This is a genomic window from Bifidobacterium subtile, from assembly GCF_000741775.1.
In the GTDB taxonomy this organism is placed as follows: domain Bacteria; phylum Actinomycetota; class Actinomycetes; order Actinomycetales; family Bifidobacteriaceae; genus Bifidobacterium; species Bifidobacterium subtile.
Window position 1 is genome coordinate 23757 of the sequence record NZ_JGZR01000009.1, and the last position, 18324, is coordinate 42080.

Consider the following 18324-nt stretch of genomic DNA (forward strand, 5'->3'; position numbering starts at 1 on the left):
ATATGACAAACTCCGGCAGCCGTGCGACAATGCCAGATATGCCTGAATCACAAGTAGACGCAGCCGTTGCAGGGCACGAGGATCCTTTGCATGGACGCAAGCTCAACATCGGCATCATCTCGCCGTATTCGTTCGAGACCCCTGGCGGCGTGCAGTTTCATATCCGTGACTTCGCGAAGGAGCTCATGGCGCGGGGACATCGCGTCGAAGTGCTCGCCCCGGGCCGGCGAACCAGCGGCATGCCGCTATGGGTGCAGACGAACGACAGCTCGTTTTCCATTCATTACAACGGTTCGGTGGCGCAACTGAGCTATTTCGGAGTCGTCGGACTGCGCACGAGGCGTTGGGTACGGCAGGGGCATTTCGACATTCTGCACCTGCATGAACCCGAGGCCCCGTCCCTGAGCCACAAGCCGCTGACGATGAAGCGGCATCCGCCGATGGTCGGCACTTTCCATGCAGCCTTCAACGCGTATCCTCGGGCGCTGCGATTCTTCGAGCCGCATCTGCGCCGCTATCTCGGACCATTGTCCGAGGCGATATGCGTCAGCCCGGCAGCCCTCGCCACGGCGGAGCATTACCTTCCCGAGCATGTTGCGACGCATGTCATCCCCAACGGCATCAAACGTGATTTCTTCGCCGACGCCGACGCCGATCCGCGTTGGGCCGGGACCGAATCGAACCCCACCATCGGCTTCCTAGGGCGCATGGGCGATGAGCGCAAGGGCTTCAAAGTCTTCGCGCAGGCCGCAAAGCATATTCTTCATACGTACCCCCGCGCCCGTTTCCTCTGCGCGGGCGACGGCGAGGCCGACGGCCGCAGAATTCTGAGCAAGGCCGATCCCAGCGGGCAGCTTGCCCGGCATTGCGAGCTCCTCGGACGCATCAGCGACGAGGAGAAAGCACGATTCTACCGTTCGCTCAGCGTCTATGTCGCCCCGCAGACCGGCGGAGAGAGCTTCGGCATCGTGCTGGCCGAGGCGATGGCGGCCTCATGCCCCGTCGTGGCCTCCGACCTCGACGCTTTCCGCGCAGTGGCCGCTAATGGCGACGCCGCGGCGCTGTTCGAGAACGGCGTCGGCGAGGACTGCGCACGCTCGGTATGCGAAGTCCTCGCGGATTCCTCGCTGCGCGAACGGCTGCGCTCACGTGGCTCGCAGCGCTCTCGACAGTACGACTGGGCGAGCGTCGCAGATCGCGTGCTTGAGGTTTACGCACGGGCTTTGTCGTGAAATTGCATTAGAATCACAACGTTTAACGTATTCGCATAGCTGCTGAGGAGTATTATGTCAGGGCATTCCAAATGGGCGACGACCAAGCACAAGAAGGCGGCCATCGACGCCAAGCGCGGAAAGCTGTTCGCCAAGCTGATCAAGAACATCGAAATCGCGGCCCGCATGGGCGGGGGCGATCCCGACGGCAACCCCACGCTCTATGATGCCATCGTCAAGGCCAAGAAGAACTCCATGCCCGCCGACAACATCAAGCGTGCGGTCAAGCGCGGCTCCGGCGAGGAAGCGGGAGCCGCCAATTACGAGAACATCGTCTACGAAGGCTACGCGCCCGCCGTCGGCGTCATCATCGAATGCCTGACCGACAACCGCAACCGCGCCGCCGCCGAAGTGCGCTCGACGCTGACCAAGGCCAACGGCTCGCTGGCCACCAGCGGTTCGGTGAGCTTCAACTTCGAGCGCAAGGGCCAGATCGTGGTCCCGTCCGAAGGCGTCGACTTCGACAATCTTTTTGAGATCGCCGCCGAAGCGGGGGCCGAGGACGTGAGCGATGAGGACGAGGTCTACACGGTCATCACCGATCCGGGTGACATGATCACGGTGCGCAAGGCGCTGCAGGACGCGGGAATCGACTATGATTCCGCCGATCTGGTCATGAACCCGAAGACCGAGATCGAGCTGGACGTGGACGATGCGCGCAAGGTGTCGCGCCTCATCGACAATCTTGACGACCTCGACGACGTGCAGAACATCTACAGCAACTGGACCGCTTCGGACGAGGTGATGGCCCAGCTCGACGAGGAGTAAGACCCCCGTGATCATACTTGGTGTCGACCCCGGGCTCACGCGCTGCGGGGTCGGCGTGATCGAAGCCGGCGCATCCCGCCGGCTTTCCTTTATTCACGTCGATGTCGTGCGCTCCGATCCGCACACTTCGCAGGATCTGAGGCTGCTGACCATCTACAACGGCCTGTGCGCCAAAATCGAACGATTCGCGCCTGACACCGTTTCCATCGAACGTGTGTTCGCCCAGGAAAATCGAAACACCGTGCTTGGCACCGCGCAAGCGGCCGGCATGGCCATGCTCGCAGCCGCACAGCGCGGCATTCCGGTCGCGCTGCACACGCCGACCGAAGTCAAGCTGGCGATCACCGGCAACGGGCGCGCCGAGAAAATCCAGATCGAGCGCATGGTGGCCCATATCCTGAACCTCAATACGATGCCGAAGCCCGCCGACGCCGCAGACGCGTTGGCGCAGGCGATCTGCCATGCCCTGCGGCCCGCCGGGGCGCTTGAAGGCGGCGAACGCGAACAGCATCTCACGACGGCGCAGCGGCAATGGGCCGAAGCCTCGCACAACGCGCAGCGTCGGCATAGCGTCGACCGGGGCATGTAGACTTCGAACGGATGTTCGAATATGAGATGTTTGAGCATGGTAATGTTTCCGACCGCTGACCGCTGCGACCGATAGGGGATCGTCATGATAGGAATGCTCGAAGGCCGGGTCGAGGCCATAGACTCCGACGCCGCGCTCATCATGGCCGGCGGCATCGGATTCGAGGCCCGCATGCCGTCCGCCGATCTTTCGGCGCTGCACGCCGGCCAGGAGGTGAAGGTCTTCACGTCGCTCAATGTCTCGCAGGACGCGATCACCCTGTTCGGCTTTCTTGCGCAGGCCTCCAAACGCATGTTCATGCAGCTGCAGAAGGTCAGCGGTATCGGTCCTAAAGTAGCGCTTTCGCTGCTTTCCACCCTGTCTCCCGACAAGCTTGCACGAGCAGTGGCGGACGGCGACGCGGCAGCGCTGGCCAAGGCGCCCGGTCTAGGCAAGAAAGGTGCGCAGAAGATCATTCTGGAGCTCAAGGGCTCGATTGATCTCACGCAAATCGAAGGGAAGCCTTCGACTGCGGCAGCGCGAGCCGACACCGGGACGCTGCAGGTGGTCGAGGGACTGATCTCGCTGGGATGGCGTGCGCAGGACGCCGAAGACGCGGTGCGCAAGGCATGCGCAGACAATGACATCGCGACGCCGCTTGCCGGGGACGAAGTACCGCGCGTGCTCAAGTTGGCCTTGGCCGCACTGGATCGGGGAAGGTGAACCACGCCATGACAGGCAATACGGCAACCGGCATGACCGCCATGAATGGTGCAGGCCCGGGCAATGAGCAAGTCAACGAGGGAGCCGGCGAGGAATCGCTGCGCATGGTCTCCTCGCAGCCGATCGGCAACGAGCCGGTCAGCGACGAAGAGCTGCGGCCGCAGGTTCTGGACGGCTTCATCGGCCAGCCTCGGCTCAAGGCCCAGCTGCAGCTTTTTCTCGACGCCGCACGCAAACGCGAGGTGCCGCCCGACCATATTCTGATGTCCGGTCCTCCGGGATTGGGCAAGACCACGCTTGCGATGATCACGGCGAACGAGCTCGGCGTGCCGATTCGCGTGACGTCGGGTCCCGCCATCCAGCATGCTGGCGATCTGGCATCGATCCTGAGCTCTTTGGATGCCGGCGAGGTGCTGTTCATCGATGAGATCCATCGCCTGCCACGCGCGGCGGAGGAGCTGCTGTACATTGCTATGGAGGATTTCCGCGTCGACGTGATGGTGGGCAAAGGCCCGGGCGCCTCTTCGATCCCGCTGACCCTGCCGCGCTTTACGGTGATTGGCGCTACTACGCGCGAAGGCATGCTGCCCTCGCCGCTGCGGGCCCGTTTCGGCTTCACCGCGCACCTCGATTTCTATCCGCGCGAGGAGCTTGAGAAGCTCGTCGAACGCTCGGCGGCAGTGCTTGGCGTCATGCTGGGAGACGGCTCGGCGCAAGAGCTTTCCTTGCGGTCGCGAGGCACGCCGCGCATCGCCAACCGCTTGCTGCGTCGCGTGCGGGACTGGGCGACCGTGCATGATCTCGACATTGTGCGTCCCGACGCGGTGCGCGAGGCGCTGGCGCTGTATCAGATCGATTCGGAAGGCTTGGATCGTCTTGATCTCGCGGTGCTCCACGCCGTCGTAAAAAGCTTCAACGGCGGTCCTGTGGGCCTGAACAACCTCGCGGCGATGGTCGGCGAAGAGGCGGAGACCGTGGAAACGGTATGCGAGCCGTATCTGGTGCGCGAAGGCTTCCTCATCCGCACGCCCAAAGGCCGCGTCGCCACGACCAAGGCCTGGGAGCACCTGGGGCTGACGCCACGCGATGATGTCAGCAAGCTATTCTAAAATCTGTTGTTTGGACATCTATCCATTGTTATCCGGGCGCACAGCGCGCCCGCTATGTTAGGAGACCCCTGTCATGCAGTTGATCTTACCTATTGTTCTCATCGTCCTCATGGGTGGCATGATGTGGTGGCAATCCAAGAAAGCCAAGCAGCAGCAGGCCGAAGTGCAGAACTTCCGCGAGAATCTGGCGCCAGGCACCGAGGTCGTTACCATCGGCGGCGTGATCGGCAAAGTCGTGTCCGTGGACACGAAGTATGAGGAGATCGTGATCGACTCCGAAGGCAGTCTGCTGCGATTCAAGGCCTCTGCCGTCAACAAGACCTACACGCGTCCGGCCTTCGTCGATGACGATGAAGTGGACGAGAACGGCAACCCGTTGCCCCAGGAGGACACCGGCGAGGCGCAGGCCGCGTATGGTGAGATCTCCGATGGCGCGCAGGACACGCCCGTGCAGGACGACGCTTATGCACAGGATGCCGCGCGGCCTGAAGCCAGCGTGGAAGAGACTGCCGTCGACGAGAGCAGTGACGAGGCAGCCGAGGGGGCGTCCGCGAAGTAGCGTGAACGTGTCAATCAGCGCATATAGGGCAATTATCGTTGGACGGCATTCGAACAAGGCGGCAGGACTCCGGCATGACATCATCTGACATCAGCATCGACCAGCTTGAATGCGTGGGGAGCGCGGACGCTGAATACGTCCTTTCGCTGATTCGCACGATTCCCGGATTTCCCAACAAGAACGTTCTGTTCCGTGATTTCATGCCGGTTCTCGCCGATCCCAAAGGTTTGGCGACGCTGCTGAAAGCGCTGAAGCTCGCGCTTCCCGTAGCGGCGCGGGACTTCGACAGCGTCGCAGGGCTCGAGGCCCGCGGCTTCCTGTTCGGCCCGGCCTTGGCCGCTTCGCTGGGCAAAGGATTCATAGCGCTGCGCAAAACCGGCAAGCTGCCTCCTGAAACCATCAGCGAGCAATACACGCTCGAATACGGGCAGGAAAGCGTCGAAGTCGAAACCAACGCGATTTCCTCTAACGAACGCGTGCTTATCGTCGACGATCTGATCGCCACAGGCGGCAGCGCCAATGCGGCGGCGCATCTTGTCGAGAAATGCGGCGGCAAGGTCGCGGGATTCAGCTTCGTGATGGAGCTTCAGGGACTTGGCGGGCGTGCTTCGCTGGGGTCGTATCCTGCCAGTGCGCTAGTCACCATGCCCGCCTGATGCCGTGCGCCGGCTGCATGCCTAGAGCAGGCAGTCGGCGCACGCGGCCGCCGGGCGCCTACGCACGGCTCACACAGTGCCAGCGCATACAACTTTGTTGAAGAGGAAAGGTTTTTCGGTTTATGGATCTCTATGAATACCAGGCCAGGGAATTGCTTGACGAGCAGTCCATCCCTACGCCGCGTGCAATTTTCGCTCAAAATTCGCACGAAGTCGCTCTGGCTGCAGACGAGATAGGCTATCCCTGCGTGATCAAGGCGCAGGTCAAAATCGGTCATCGCGGTCAGGCAGGCGGCATCAAGGTGGCGCGGAATCGCGACGAGGCGATTCTCACGGCCGAGCAGATTTTCCCGATGAGCATCCATGGCCACAAGACCAGCGGCGTGCTCGTAGCGCAGGCCGCGAATATTCTGCACGAATATTACGTTTCGATATCGCTTGACCGTGCTTCGCGCGATTTCGATGTGCTGGCCACAGCCAACGGCGGCACCGAGGTCGAGCAGATCGCCCGCGAGCAGCCCGAGTCCGTCAAACGGCTGCATATCAATGCGCTCGACGATTTCGACCTTGACGCCGCCACGGCGATGGCGCAGAGCATCGGCTTCTACCATGCCGATGTGGATCAGGCCGCGCAGGTGCTGCTCAAGATGTGGCGCTGCTTCAAGGAGAATGACGCCACGCTGGTCGAGATCAATCCGCTCGCCAAAATAGGCGATCCGGACGACGAATCCTCCAAGTCATTGTGCGCCTTGGACGCCAAGATCTCGCTGGACGACAATGCCGCGTTCCGCCACGATGGCTGGACGCGCTTCACCGATCCGCATCAGTCCGATCCCTTCGAGCAGCGTGCCCGCGAGCACGGCCTGCACTATGTCCACTTGACTGGCGAGGTCGGGGTCATCGGCAACGGGGCGGGCTTGGTCATGAGCTCGCTCGACGCCGTTTCCGGAGCCGGGGAGGATCAGCATACGGGGATCAAGCCCGCCAACTTCCTCGACATCGGGGGAGGGGCCTCGGCCGAAGTCATGAGCGAAAGCCTGCATATCGTGCTTTCCGACCCGCAGGTCGAATCAGTCTTCATCAATGTCTACGGCGGCATCACCTCCTGCGAGCAGGTGGCCGACGGCATTCTCGGCGCCTTGGAGGCGCTGGGATCCTCCAAGCCCATCGTTGTGCGCTTCGACGGCAATGCCGCGAGCGAGGGACTGCGCATTCTGCGTGAGGCCGGCAACGCGAACGTGCGCGTGTGCGATACGATGGAACAGGCCGCGCAGGTCGCCGCCGAGCTCGCTTCAACCGTCAAGGAGGCACGTCGATGAACGCATTCATCGAGAATGGCGCACCGGTCATCGTGCAAGGCATGACCGGGCATCAGGGCATGACGCATACCGCGCGCATGCTCCAGGCCGGAACGAATATCGTTGGCGGCGTCAATCCGCGCAAGGCCGGCACCACAGTCTCCTTCACGAAGAACGCTGACGCCGCACAGGTCGAGATACCCGTATACGCCTCATGCGATGAGGCGCTTGAGGCCACCGGAGCCAAGGCGAGCGTGGTCTTCGTGCCGCCGAGATTCGCCAAGGACGCGGTCGTCGAGGCGATTGAGGCGGGCATTGGGCTGATCGTTGTCATCACCGAAGGCATCCCGGTATCGGATACCGCCTACTTCGTCGAGTTGGCGCTGCGCAAAGGCGTGCGCGTCGTCGGCCCTAACTGCCCTGGACTGGCTACGTTCGCCAAGGACGCTACGCAGCTCGGCGTGAATCTGGGCATCATCCCCGATGGCATCGTCAAGCGCGGCCCGTTGGGACTGGTCTCCAAATCCGGCACGCTCACCTACCAGCTTATGGGCGAGCTCGCCGACATCGGCTTCACCGCATGCCTCGGCGCCGGAGGAGACCCCATCGTAGGCACGACGCTGCAGGAGGCCTTGGAAGCTTTCGAGCAGGACGAGGAGACGAAGGCCGTGGTGATGATCGGCGAGATCGGCGGCAACGCCGAACAGGACGCCGCCGCTTGGGCCGCAAAGCATATGAGCAAGCCCGTCGTAGCCTATATCGCGGGCTTCACAGCCCCCGAAGGCAAGCAGATGGGCCATGCCGGAGCCATCGTCTCCGGCGGCAAAGGGACCGCCCAAGACAAGAAGGACGCGCTCGAAGCCGTCGGCATTCCCGTCGGCAGAACGCCGGGACAGACCGCGCAGATCATGCGCGAGACATTGGCTGCGCGTTCCCTGGCATGACGATACGTCCTAGGCAGTGGTTGAATGGGGCCGGCGCGGCGCTGGTCTCCATCGCCATATACTCCATTTCATTGGGGTTCTTCATGGCGTTGACGCTGCTCGTCATCTCGATGGAGGAGGGCGGCGACAACCTCTCGCAGCTCTCCATACCATTGAGCGAGGCGATCGTGCTGCTCAGCCAAGGCGTGGGATTCGAAGCCGGCTCGATAAAGCTGACGATCATACCGTTGCTGCTGACCCTGCTGCTTATCGCGCTGATTCGTTCGTTGACGCTGAGGTTCAGCTGCTCCTCGTGGGAAGCGTATTGCGCCGGCGCGATTTCATGGGTGACGCTGAACGCGATTCTCGCGCAAGGAGTCACCGTCGGTCTGCTGGATTCGATCTGGCTGATCTGCGCCAAAACGCTTGTGGTGTTCACCCTAGGCTTTGCCAATGCGGCATTGCCCGCCAGCGGAATATGGGGGACTGTCGTTGCCGCTGTTCGCTCGCGTGCTTCCGCGCCTTTGCGTACCGCTTCGAGCACTGGACTGGTTATCGGCGGGACGCTTCTCGCCTGCTATGTGCTGGCCGGTTTCGTCACGACCGTGATCTGGACGGTGCGTGGGCACGGAGCGATGCTCCGCCTGTTCGACCTCACCGGCATGCAATCCGGCTCGAAGGTTCTCACCACCATCTGTTCGCTTGCTTGGTTGCCTAATATCTGCATCTGGGCGATTTCGTGGCTGTTCGGATCGGGCTTCTCCATCGGAGACCTGGCCACATTCAGCTTGTGGACCGGTCGTTCGTCCGGTCTGCCGCCGCTGCCGGCGTTCGCGCTGCTGCCCGAACCGGTGAATAACGCAACCTGGCGCATCGTGCTGGTGTCTATTCCGATGGCGTCGGGATTCATAGTCGGCTCCCTCGCGCTGCTGTTGCACCGCGGCTTCGCGATCAGATTTGCTGACGTGAACGGTACGGGCAAGACCGAAGGCGAAGCGGCCAACCGTGACCTTCGCAGCACGCTTTTCCGTTTTGCATACGCCGCCGGGAGCTTCTGCCTGGCCAGCGTGATCGTGGCGCTGGGCATGACGCTGCTGTTTCTGCTGTCGAACGGATCGCTGGGCCGCCAGCGGCTGGCCCATGTCGGCGTCGATATCGCGGACTCCACGCAGTCTGTAGGCCGGCCGAGCGCATTGGGCCTGTTCGTAGCCTGGGTCGCAGCGCTTGTCGTGGTCTCCGGCGTTTTCGCCGTGCGCACGGTGTTCGCTCGACATCGTGAACAGCTCGCGCCGACTGATGCAGCAGCTGGCTCGACAAGCGCCGACAGCGACGCAGAAACGGCTGCCGACGCACCATCAACACGTGTCATCAGCTCGATGACCAAACCCAAGGAGGACCATGATGACGACAACACATCGACCGATACGACGGGCTCTGGTATCCGTCTTCCATAAGGAAGGCCTGGAAACGCTGGCTCAGGCCTTCGTCAAGGCCGGAACCGAAGTGGTGTCCACCGGCTCCACGGCCAAAACGCTTGCGTCGCTGGGCGTCAACGTCACTGAGGTCAGCGAGGTCACGGGCTTCCCGGAAAGCCTCGATGGCCGGGTCAAGACGCTCGACCCGCATATCCACGCCGGCATCCTCGCCGACATGACCAACCCCGATCACGTCGAACAGCTTGAGCAGCTCGGCATCGCGGCCTTCGATCTGGTCGTCGTGAACCTGTATCCCTTCGCCGACACCGTGCGTTCGGGTGCGAACGAGGCCGACACCATCGAGAAGATCGACATCGGCGGGCCGTCAATGGTACGAGGAGCGGCCAAGAACAGCGCTAGCGTTGCCGTGATCACCGATCCCGCGGATTATGCGCTGGTCGCGCAGCGGGTCGCGGACGGTCAGGGCTTCAGCTTGGAGGAGCGTCGCTGGCTTGCGGCCAAGGCTTTTGCCCACACTGCGTCCTATGACGCGACGATCACGGAATGGACGTCCCAGCGCTGGATCAAACCGGCCAGCGTATCGCCGGTGTCGGAAGCCAACGACTCCGAGGCTGCTGAGACTGCTGCTGACGGCGCGGACGCAATCGATGAGAAACTCATGCCGGCGACGCTCACGCGTACCTGGAATCGGGCGCATGTGCTGCGCTACGGCGAGAACCCACATCAGCAGGCCTCGCTGTATCTCGACCCGCTCGATCAGGTCGGCTTCGCTCATGCGGTCCAGCTCGGCGGCAAGCCGATGAGCTACAACAACTATGTCGATGCCGACGCCGCTTGGCGCACGGTGTGGGACTTCGCGCCGCGCATCGCCGTGGCCGTCACCAAGCACAACAATCCCTGCGGGCTGGCGCTGGGGGAGACGGTAGCCGAGGCGCATCGCAAGGCGCATGCCTGCGACCCGATGAGCGCCTATGGCGGGGTGATCGCCGCCAACGCGACAGTCACGCTGGATATGGCGAACAGCGTGCGGCCGATTTTCACCGAGGTCATCGTCGCGCCGGATTACGAGCCTGAAGCGCTGGAACTCCTGCAGACCAAGAAGAAGAATCTGCGTATTTTGAAGGTCGCCGAGCCGCCGCATGCGCGCACCCAGATGCGGGCCATCGATGGCGGCGTGCTGCTGCAGACCACCGATCTGATCGACGCGGAAGGCGACGACCCCGCCAACTGGCGCTTGGTCGCCGGCGAGGCCGCGGACGAGCAGACGCTGCGCGACTTGGCATTCGCATGGCGTTCAGTGCGCTGCGTGAAATCGAACGCGATCCTGCTCGCGCACGACGAGGCCACGGTCGGCATCGGCATGGGTCAGGTCAACCGGGTCGACTCGTGTGACCTAGCGGTGCGCCGAGCCAACACGCTCGCCGACAACGCGGACCGCGCCACGGGTGCAGTCGCCGCATCCGACGCCTTCTTCCCGTTTGCCGATGGCGCCCAGAAGCTCATCGATGCCGGAGTCAAGGCCATCGTGCAGCCGGGCAGCTCCATCCGCGACGAGGAAGTGTTCGCCGCCGCCAGAGCCGCGAATGTGACGATGTACGTCACCGGCACCCGCCACTTCTTCCACTGAGTAGAAGAAACCGAGCAGAAGGAACTAAGTGCGATACGGATCGCTCAAGGTATTGCCTGAGTGACGCTGAGCAATAATGCATAAGGCCTGTCCGCGAGACTGATGCCTCGCGGACAGGCCTTATGCATTGGTTCGCACGGACTTGTACTATGTGCAATCAGACCGTATGCAATCGAAAACGGCACGGCATTACACGTAGGCACAGTGTGGGCACATCGATATAGATGCAAGGAGCATTCATCATGAACGGCAAGCACCCCCCGGTCTCGGAGGACCACGAAGGCAAGCCCGCCTTCGAATGGGCGGTTGCTGCCACCGTGGCGCTCAGCGCCATATGCGCAATGCTCGGATACATGATGGCCGCCACAGCGGTTCTCGCTATGGCGGCCATCATCACCGGATCACTCCGGTTGGTGCTGCGCGAACGCAGCCCGTGGAAAGTACGTTCAGTTGCTTTCGATTCCTTCATCGGCATTGCCTTGGGAATCGGCCTGCTCGTCACGTACATCAGCATCAGACTGCTCTACTGAGTTCTCATCGGCAGCTGCATCCACCTCAACCGCTTCTGGTTCGGCAACAGCAGCAGGCGTAGCGGTTTTGGCGAACAGCTCCTGCGCGACCAAGATGAGCGCGACCAGCGCCGCCGCAAGCACCGGTACGATCCAGAACACCCAAAGCTGCTGCAGCGGCTCCTGCGTCAGGCCTTGGTTCTGTGCGACAATCGCGACGCCGGTGGCACGGGCCGGGTTAAGCGCTGCGCCCGTGACCGGGTAGGTGAACGCGGCGCCTGCGCCGTAGGCGAGTCCCATGGCCCAAGGCTGGCGGGATGTGGCATTTCCATCCTTGCCGAGCGTCGACATGGCGGCGGCGACGATCAGAATGCCGGCGACGACCTCGACGAGAATCGCCAAGGTGATGCTGAAGCTTGCCCCGGCGCCCTTGAGCGCGGTGGAGGAAACCGATCCGGATTCGAATCCGTTGGCCGCATAGGTGAGCCAAAGCTTGATCGGCAGGCTCTGCGAAACCGGGAGCACGCTTTTGAACACCGCTCCCGCTGCGATGCCGCCCAGCACTTGCGCGATGATGTAGAGCAGACCGTCGACCAGCTGGGTCTTCGAAGTAAGCATGGCGGCGATGGTGACGGCGGGATTGAACTGGCCGCCGGAGATGCGCCCGAAGATGAATGTCACGATGGCGTAGGCGAGTCCCGTGGCGATGGCGATGAACGCCAGATTAGGGCTATAGAGCGCCGTCGGCAGCGTATAGGCCATGTAGATGACGAAGCAGACCAGGAAGCTGCCGAGCAGCTCCGCGCCCACGCGCAGCCACAGTGGCGTGGAATTCAGTGGTGCGGAATTCAGATTATTCGCGTTCTCAGACGCATCGGCATGGGTCGTCGTCTTCGCAGCGGCCCCCTCTTCGCCGTTGGGCGCACTTTCCTTCTCCGATTCGAATTGGGTCATAATATTCCTTTGTACCTCTTATATATATGCGGGCCGATGTCCGCCGGACGACTGCCATCGTACCAGCATCTCCGGGGTGTTTCCTTACGATGCGCTATAATAGAAAGGTTGCGGCAGTCCGAAATCTCTGATGTCGCCAAAGAACATACGAATACGACGGCGCGAACGCGCTGCCGACAGGCCACGTTGGGAGAACGATGCCAAACGCATATTCACGCGCCGAAAAGGCGCACACCACTGACAACGACGGAATCCGGCTGCAGAAACTGCTCGCGCAGGCCGGATTCGGATCGCGCCGCAAATGCGAGGAAATCATTCAGGAAGGCCGTGTCGAGGTAGACGGCGAACTGGTCACCGAGCTCGGCACCCGAGTCGACCCCACGCATCAGCAGATACGCGTCGATGGCTCGCGCGTGCGCATCGACGGCCGGCATGTCACGTTGGCGCTCAACAAGCCCAAGAAGGTGCTCAGCACCATGGACGATCCCAAAGGGCGCTTCACCTTGAGCGACATCGTGGGCGACAAGTACGAGCGCATCTTCCACATGGGACGGCTGGACTATGATTCCGAGGGTCTGATTCTCATGACCAATGACGGGGAGCTGAGCCAGCACGTCATGCATCCCAAGTACGAGGTGGAGAAGACCTATATCGCCACGCTGGAAGGCAAGATCGGCGGCAATGTGTGCCGGCGACTCGTATCGCAGGGCGTGCAGCTCGACGACGGGCTGATCATGCTCGACCATTGCGCCATCATCGACGGCAGCCGCGAATCGACCATCGTCAAGGTGGTACTGCATTCGGGCAAGAACCGCATCGTCCGCCGCATCTTCGGCGCTATCGGCTTCCCTGTCAAGCGCCTGGTGCGCACGCAGATCGGCCCGATCAAGCTCGGCGACTTGAAGCCCGGAACCTACCGCGTGCTCTCGCAGCCCGAGGTGCGTTCCCTGTCGAAGGAGGTGGGTCTGTGATCCGTGTAGCCATTGACGGCCCTGCAGGGGTAGGCAAATCCTCGGTTTCCAAGGCCTTGGCCAGCTATTTCTCGTTCGCTTATCTCGACACCGGCGCGATGTACCGTGCCTGCGCCTGGTGGTGCTTGCGCCAAGGCATCGATCTTGATGCCGAGCAGGTCGACGAGCAGACGATCACGCAGGCGGTGGGGGACTTCTTTACCGAAGACCACTTCGATTTGAGCGTCGACCCGGACGACCCCAAGGTTTTCGCTGATAACGTTGATATCAGCGAGGAGATTCGATCCTCCGAAGTTTCCTCGCATGTTTCGGCGGTATCAGGCATCATCCCGGTGCGGCACGTGCTTATCGCCGCGCAGCGGTCGTTCATCGAACGCGAAGGCTCGCCCGATTCCTATTCGAAAGGCGCAGGAGTCGTCGCCGAAGGCCGTGACATCACCACGGTCGTCTCGCCCGACGCCGAAGTGCGCGTGCTGCTTACCGCGCGTGAAGAGGTGCGTCAGGCGCGTCGTGCCGGACAGAGCGTGCAGGGCGTCGGCGCGGAGAACGTCGCCGCCCGAGACAAGGCGGATTCGAAGGTGACGAGCTTCCTGAGCGCAGCCGAAGGCGTGAGCACGCTCGACAATTCGGATCTGACTTTCGAGCAGACTCTGGATGCGCTGATCGCACTGGTCGAACAGGCGATCGAAGAGCAGGAATACCGCCAGTACGCTGCGAATCTTGAAGGCTACGAACTTGATGACGAGGACCAGTCGCTGCTGGACGCCGATCGCATCGCAGGAGCCAGCCGACAGTCCGGTCCCAAGCCAGTGGGCGTGCTGGCCGTGGTGGGGCGCCCGAATGTCGGCAAGTCCACGCTGGTCAACCGCATCCTCGGCCGCCGCGTCGCCGTCGTGGAGGACACGCCCGGCGTGACCCGCGACCGCGTGAGCTACGACGCCGAATGGGCCGGCAACGATTTCAAGCTGGTCGACACCGGCGGCTGGGAGGCCGATGTCGAAGGCATCGAATCGGCGATTGCCTCGCAGGCGCAGGTCGCTGTCCAGCTCAGTGACGCCGTCGTATTCGTGGTCGATGCGCAGGTTGGCCTGACTGACACCGACCAGCGCATCGTGAAACTGCTGCGCGAATCAGGCAAGCCCGTGGTGCTGGCCGTCAACAAAATCGATGATGCTGCCGGCGAATACATGTCCGCCGAGTTCTGGAAGCTTGGCATGGGGGAGCCGTACGCGATTTCGGCCATGCACGGCCGCGGCGTCGGCGACCTGCTTGATGTGGCCATCGAGGCGCTCAAGAAGGCCGACAAGACCTCCGGATTCCTTACTCCCAGCAATCTGCGGCGGGTGGCCTTGGTAGGCCGCCCGAACGTGGGCAAATCCTCGCTGCTCAATCAGTTGGCGCAGCAGGAGCGTGCGGTCGTCAACGAGCTGGCCGGCACGACTCGCGACCCGATTGACGAGGTCGTCGACATCGACGGCGAGGACTGGCTGTTCATCGACACCGCCGGCATCAAACGGCGCGCGCACAAGCTTTCGGGCGCGGAATACTATTCCTCGCTGCGCACGCAGGCGGCCATCGAACGCAGCGAGCTGGCCCTGGTGCTGTTCGACGCCTCGCAGCCCATTGCGGATCAGGATCTCAAGGTCATGAGCCAGGCTGTGGACGCCGGGCGCGCAATCGTGCTGGTGTTCAACAAATGGGATGTGCTCGACGAATTCGACCGGCAGCGCCTCGAACGGCTCTGGAACACGGAATTCGACCGCGTCACCTGGGCCGAGCGGGTCAATCTCTCCGCGAAGACCGGCTGGCATTCCAACCGGCTGGCCAAGGCCATGCGCACCGCACTCGAATCATGGGACAAACGCATCCCCACCGGCAAGCTCAACGCCTTCCTCGGCCGCATCCAGTCCGCGCACCCGCACCCGCTGCGCGGCGGCAAACAGGCCCGCGTCCTCTTCGCCACGCAAGCCTCGACCCGCCCGCCGCGCTTCGTGATCTTCGCCACCGGATTCCTCGAACACGGCTATCGCCGCTTCATCGAGCGCTCGCTGCGCGAGGAGTTCGGCTTCCAAGGCACGCCGATTCAGGTCTCCGTGCACATCCGAGAGAAGCGCAAGCGCAAGTAGTCGATCCGACTTTATGTGTTTTGGCTCGCATCTCATGGAGCCTTGGTTTGGAGCTATGACTCAAAATGGCTGATCTATGGGGCAGCGTCGTGGTCTGATTCGTTGGTACCTACCTACTGGTTGCCCTTGTGTTGTGGCCGTCATCACCATTCATTGTGATGACGTCCACAACTGATTTGTGGGGAGGTAGGTTAGGTGCACGTTAGCGGAGGCAATAATGCGATCGTGGGATGAATCGCCTCGCTCGATGGCGTTTGCCCGTTGAAGTTTGCTCATTTGGAGTTTGTAATTCGGCATCTCGCTTATGTGAGGCGTTATCAGGGTGCTGCGGAGGTCTATCTGCGTTATGTGAGGCGCTAATCCCATGGCACCCCGAGTATTGCTGCTTGAAAACGGCGGTTTCTTGCCACCCGATACATGGTTTTCCAAGAAATAGCGCCTCACATAATGCAGATAGATCTCCGCAAGGCCGGATTAACGCTACACACAAGGCTGATATACCCCCATTCCTGCGCCCTAGGGGATAATGCAAGGCTGAAGAGTCGCTTCGCATAATCGTGCATATTTCAAAGCATGTCCGCGATGGCGCAAGTTTGAACAAGGGACCCAACATTTTGTCGGGCTGACAGGATTTGAACCTGCGACCCCCTGACCCCCAGTCAGGTGCGCTACCAAACTGCGCTACAGCCCGAACGGTGTGTAAGCACCAAGGAGATAATCTACCACATCCCCTGACTTTTGGCGACACGGTGTGGTCGAGCCGGTAAATTCCATATGCGGCGGTATCTCTTGACGTTGGTGGCGGCTCACATGATTAGGATTCCATTATCTGGGTCAATGAAACCTCACGCAATGCGGGAAATGGGAGTATTTGCATTCAGTGAGGTTTTCAAGCCATCTCGTGCATTTCATTTCGTTGATCTTCCGCCATTCTTGGCGAGGATAGGAATTCCGTTCCCCTCATTGAACGAAATAAAGACATTTAGCTTACATCATATAGATATGCATTAGGTATTGATTTGATTGCACTATGGTCTCAGACGCAATGTGGCAACAGAAAACTATTTTTCGCCACCCGCACTCTCGCTGCGAGCTGAAAGTCTGGTTTGACGTCGGTATCTCATGTGTTACTGTTAGCAGTGCTTACATAGTTAGCACTGCTAACAACATGGCAGCACTCAACACCACAGAGGAGGTGCGCTACGGATACATCTACGACGAGGCAGCACAGCGATTTGCGCGAAACGCTGATTCGTTCAGCGTTGCAGATGCTTGAAAGTGGCGAGCCGTTTTCGCTGCGGGCGCTGGCCCGAGATGCCGGGGTGTCAACCGCTGCGCCGTATCGGCATTTCGCCGACCGCGAGGAGCTTGAATCGGCGTTGGCTGTCCACGGCTTGCAGGAGCTCATGCGCGAGCTGACTGCCGATCGCGAGCCACCGACCACAGCAGAAGACATAGGTGAGGTCGCGGTGCGCTATGTGCGGTTCGCGATGCGACGCCCGGCGCTGTTCCATCTGATGTTCGGGCAGCCATGCGACGACCAGAACGACGAGCGGGTACGCGCGGCCGCTGCGCTACGCGGCTATCTCAGGGAAGTGATGGCGCGGGTTTTCCCGCAATCCGAACCCGACGCACTCGCCACGGCGGGATGGTCGCTCGCGCACGGGCTCGCCTTCCTCCACCTTGACGGCAAGCTGCCGAACGCTGACCCTGAGAAAATCGATGAGCGGGTACGCGCGGCTTTCGCTGCGGTTTTCCCGCCAGTCACTCGCGCTAAGACCAATAGCCGCAGAGCCAATCAAGCGTAATCCAATCATGCCAAGCGCAACATTGTCAACGCCCGCATCGCAAAATCCGATCATATTGAATCTGACCGTGCAGCATCGAACGCCACAGACTCCAACCACACCGAAGCTGAACACGGTGCAGCCGCGCACAGGACAGCCAACCACGCGGTAAACCTCAACCACACAGCACCCAACCACATCGCAAACCCCAATTACAGTACTTCCAATCACACAGAATCGAGCATCCGATGAGCAAGAACGCCAAGAAAGTACTACTCGTCGTCACCAACGTCAGCCACTACGACGTCGACCCATCGCATCCGACTGAGCTGTGGCTGTCCGAGCTGACCCATGCCTATGACATCTTCGAGAAGCACGGCTACGAGCAGACCATCGTGAGCCCGGCTGGCGGCAAGTCGCCGCTGGAACCGCGTTCGCTGAAATTCCCCAACTACGACAAATCCGCGAAAGCATGGCATAACGATCCCAAGAGAATGGCGCTGCTGGAGCACACAGCCAGTCCGGAGGATATCAATGCGGCGGATTATGATGCGATATTCTTCACCGGCGGCCACGCTGTGATGTTCGATTTCCCCGGCAGCGAAGGTTTGCAGCATATTACTCGCGACATCTACGAGAACGGGGGAGTCGTTTCCGCGGTCTGCCACGGCTACTGCGGCTTATTGGAAACGAAGCTTTCCAACGGCAGCTATCTTGTCGCAGGCCGCAATATCACCGGGTTCTCCTGGCGCGAGGAAATCCTCGCCCGCGTGGACAAGCTCGTGCCCTATAACGTCGAGGATTGCATGAAGGAGCTCGGTGCCAACTATTCGAGGGCGTTGCTGCCGTTTGTCTCGAACGCGGTTGTCGACGGCAAGCTCGTCACCGGCCAGAACCCCGGCTCGGCCAAGGAGACCACTACCAAGGTCGCTGAACTGCTGGGCTGAATCGGCCGCACGTATCTTCAGCCGCGTACTTTCAGCCACCTATCTTCAACCAGTACGCAATCCAACCCCAAACCCAACCAAAACGCACGCAA

Annotated in this window: 17 protein-coding genes and 1 tRNA gene; 16 read left to right on the forward strand and 2 right to left on the reverse strand. The window is 61.4% G+C overall.

Translation table 11 applies throughout. From position 1 onward, the window contains the following. Positions 1 to 29: 29 nt before the first annotated feature. The 12 genes from BISU_RS08885 (at position 30) to BISU_RS08940 (ending at position 11468) form a co-directional block, all read left to right on the forward strand. On the forward strand, positions 30 to 1232 hold the full coding sequence (locus BISU_RS08885) for a glycosyltransferase family 4 protein (protein WP_024464489.1): 1203 nt from the start codon (positions 30 to 32) through the stop codon (positions 1230 to 1232). 54 nt (positions 1233 to 1286) lie between these two features. Next, the gene (locus tag BISU_RS08890) at positions 1287 to 2039 is read left to right on the forward strand and encodes a YebC/PmpR family DNA-binding transcriptional regulator (RefSeq protein ID WP_034533043.1); all 753 of its coding nucleotides are present in this window, start codon (positions 1287 to 1289) and stop codon (positions 2037 to 2039) included. A 7-nt stretch (positions 2040 to 2046) separates the two neighbouring features. Then, the gene (ruvC, locus tag BISU_RS08895) at positions 2047 to 2628 is read left to right on the forward strand and encodes a crossover junction endodeoxyribonuclease RuvC (protein ID WP_024464491.1); all 582 of its coding nucleotides are present in this window, start codon (positions 2047 to 2049) and stop codon (positions 2626 to 2628) included. Between the two features lie 84 nt (positions 2629 to 2712). Beyond that, the gene (ruvA, locus tag BISU_RS08900) at positions 2713 to 3330 is read left to right on the forward strand and encodes a Holliday junction branch migration protein RuvA (RefSeq protein WP_024464492.1); all 618 of its coding nucleotides are present in this window, start codon (positions 2713 to 2715) and stop codon (positions 3328 to 3330) included. 41 nt (positions 3331 to 3371) lie between these two features. Continuing rightward, a complete protein-coding gene (gene ruvB, locus BISU_RS08905; protein WP_033503360.1) occupies positions 3372 to 4439 on the forward strand; it encodes a Holliday junction branch migration DNA helicase RuvB in 1068 nt (355 codons plus the stop codon). Positions 4440 to 4512: 73 nt separating this feature from the next. Next, on the forward strand, positions 4513 to 4998 hold the full coding sequence (locus tag BISU_RS08910; RefSeq protein WP_024464494.1) for a preprotein translocase subunit YajC: 486 nt from the start codon (positions 4513 to 4515) through the stop codon (positions 4996 to 4998). Between the two features lie 74 nt (positions 4999 to 5072). Further along, a complete protein-coding gene (locus BISU_RS08915; protein WP_024464495.1) occupies positions 5073 to 5654 on the forward strand; it encodes an adenine phosphoribosyltransferase in 582 nt (193 codons plus the stop codon). 122 nt (positions 5655 to 5776) lie between these two features. Next, a complete protein-coding gene (gene sucC, locus BISU_RS08920) occupies positions 5777 to 6973 on the forward strand; it encodes an ADP-forming succinate--CoA ligase subunit beta (protein WP_024464496.1) in 1197 nt (398 codons plus the stop codon). Next, positions 6970 to 7896, forward strand: a complete 927-nt coding sequence (gene sucD, locus BISU_RS08925; protein WP_034533045.1) for a succinate--CoA ligase subunit alpha — start codon at positions 6970 to 6972, stop codon at positions 7894 to 7896. The genes sucC and sucD overlap by 4 nt, the downstream gene beginning before the upstream one ends. Beyond that, positions 7893 to 9329, forward strand: a complete 1437-nt coding sequence (locus BISU_RS08930) for a cell division protein PerM (protein ID WP_033503338.1) — start codon at positions 7893 to 7895, stop codon at positions 9327 to 9329. Before sucD ends, BISU_RS08930 begins: the two co-directional genes overlap by 4 nt. Then, a complete protein-coding gene (gene purH, locus BISU_RS08935) occupies positions 9274 to 10938 on the forward strand; it encodes a bifunctional phosphoribosylaminoimidazolecarboxamide formyltransferase/IMP cyclohydrolase (protein WP_404801778.1) in 1665 nt (554 codons plus the stop codon). Before BISU_RS08930 ends, purH begins: the two co-directional genes overlap by 56 nt. A gap of 242 nt (positions 10939 to 11180) precedes the next feature. Then, complete coding sequence (locus tag BISU_RS08940) at positions 11181 to 11468, forward strand: hypothetical protein (protein WP_024464500.1); 288 nt, start codon at positions 11181 to 11183, stop codon at positions 11466 to 11468. Here the strand turns inward: BISU_RS08940 and BISU_RS08945 are convergent. Further along, positions 11385 to 12401, reverse strand: a complete 1017-nt coding sequence (locus BISU_RS08945; RefSeq protein WP_024464501.1) for an MIP/aquaporin family protein — start codon at positions 12399 to 12401, stop codon at positions 11385 to 11387. The genes BISU_RS08940 and BISU_RS08945 overlap by 84 nt on opposite strands. A gap of 197 nt (positions 12402 to 12598) precedes the next feature. Between BISU_RS08945 and BISU_RS08950 the strand changes: the two genes are divergently transcribed. Then, a complete protein-coding gene (locus tag BISU_RS08950; RefSeq protein WP_024464502.1) occupies positions 12599 to 13372 on the forward strand; it encodes a pseudouridine synthase in 774 nt (257 codons plus the stop codon). Then, positions 13369 to 15498 (forward strand): bifunctional cytidylate kinase/GTPase Der, encoded by a 2130-nt coding sequence (gene der / locus BISU_RS08955; protein ID WP_024464503.1) that lies wholly within the window; start codon positions 13369 to 13371, stop codon positions 15496 to 15498. Before BISU_RS08950 ends, der begins: the two co-directional genes overlap by 4 nt. Positions 15499 to 16115: 617 nt before the next feature. Here the strand turns inward: der and BISU_RS08960 are convergent. Beyond that, a tRNA-Pro gene (locus BISU_RS08960) sits at positions 16116 to 16189 on the reverse strand. Between the two features lie 577 nt (positions 16190 to 16766). On the opposite strand from BISU_RS08960, the gene BISU_RS08965 reads away from it, so the two are divergent. Together BISU_RS08965 and BISU_RS08970 are read left to right on the forward strand one after the other, a co-directional pair. Continuing rightward, complete coding sequence (locus BISU_RS08965; protein WP_081672829.1) at positions 16767 to 17306, forward strand: TetR/AcrR family transcriptional regulator; 540 nt, start codon at positions 16767 to 16769, stop codon at positions 17304 to 17306. 227 nt (positions 17307 to 17533) lie between these two features. Beyond that, entirely contained in the window at positions 17534 to 18232 is a 699-nt protein-coding gene (locus BISU_RS08970; RefSeq protein ID WP_024464505.1) for a type 1 glutamine amidotransferase domain-containing protein, read from the forward strand. Positions 18233 to 18324: the final 92 nt, after the last annotated feature.

What these genes read in the sequence shown, in the direction of transcription:
- BISU_RS08885 (WP_024464489.1), top strand. Translation starts at nt 30, where the DNA reads ATGCCAGATATGCCTGAATCACAAGTAGACGCAGCCGTTGCAGGGCAC.
- BISU_RS08890 (WP_034533043.1), top strand. Translation starts at nt 1,287, where the DNA reads ATGTCAGGGCATTCCAAATGGGCGACGACCAAGCACAAGAAGGCGGCC.
- ruvA (WP_024464492.1), top strand. Translation starts at nt 2,713, where the DNA reads ATGATAGGAATGCTCGAAGGCCGGGTCGAGGCCATAGACTCCGACGCC.
- ruvB (WP_033503360.1), top strand. Translation starts at nt 3,372, where the DNA reads ATGAATGGTGCAGGCCCGGGCAATGAGCAAGTCAACGAGGGAGCCGGC.
- BISU_RS08910 (WP_024464494.1), top strand. Translation starts at nt 4,513, where the DNA reads ATGCAGTTGATCTTACCTATTGTTCTCATCGTCCTCATGGGTGGCATG.
- BISU_RS08915 (WP_024464495.1), top strand. Translation starts at nt 5,073, where the DNA reads ATGACATCATCTGACATCAGCATCGACCAGCTTGAATGCGTGGGGAGC.
- sucC (WP_024464496.1), top strand. Translation starts at nt 5,777, where the DNA reads ATGGATCTCTATGAATACCAGGCCAGGGAATTGCTTGACGAGCAGTCC.
- sucD (WP_034533045.1), top strand. Translation starts at nt 6,970, where the DNA reads ATGAACGCATTCATCGAGAATGGCGCACCGGTCATCGTGCAAGGCATG.
- BISU_RS08930 (WP_033503338.1), top strand. Translation starts at nt 7,893, where the DNA reads ATGACGATACGTCCTAGGCAGTGGTTGAATGGGGCCGGCGCGGCGCTG.
- purH (WP_404801778.1), top strand. Translation starts at nt 9,274, where the DNA reads ATGATGACGACAACACATCGACCGATACGACGGGCTCTGGTATCCGTC.
- BISU_RS08940 (WP_024464500.1), top strand. Translation starts at nt 11,181, where the DNA reads ATGAACGGCAAGCACCCCCCGGTCTCGGAGGACCACGAAGGCAAGCCC.
- BISU_RS08945 (WP_024464501.1), bottom strand. Translation starts at nt 12,401, where the DNA reads ATGACCCAATTCGAATCGGAGAAGGAAAGTGCGCCCAACGGCGAAGAG.
- BISU_RS08950 (WP_024464502.1), top strand. Translation starts at nt 12,599, where the DNA reads ATGCCAAACGCATATTCACGCGCCGAAAAGGCGCACACCACTGACAAC.
- BISU_RS08965 (WP_081672829.1), top strand. Translation starts at nt 16,767, where the DNA reads ATGCTTGAAAGTGGCGAGCCGTTTTCGCTGCGGGCGCTGGCCCGAGAT.
- BISU_RS08970 (WP_024464505.1), top strand. Translation starts at nt 17,534, where the DNA reads ATGAGCAAGAACGCCAAGAAAGTACTACTCGTCGTCACCAACGTCAGC.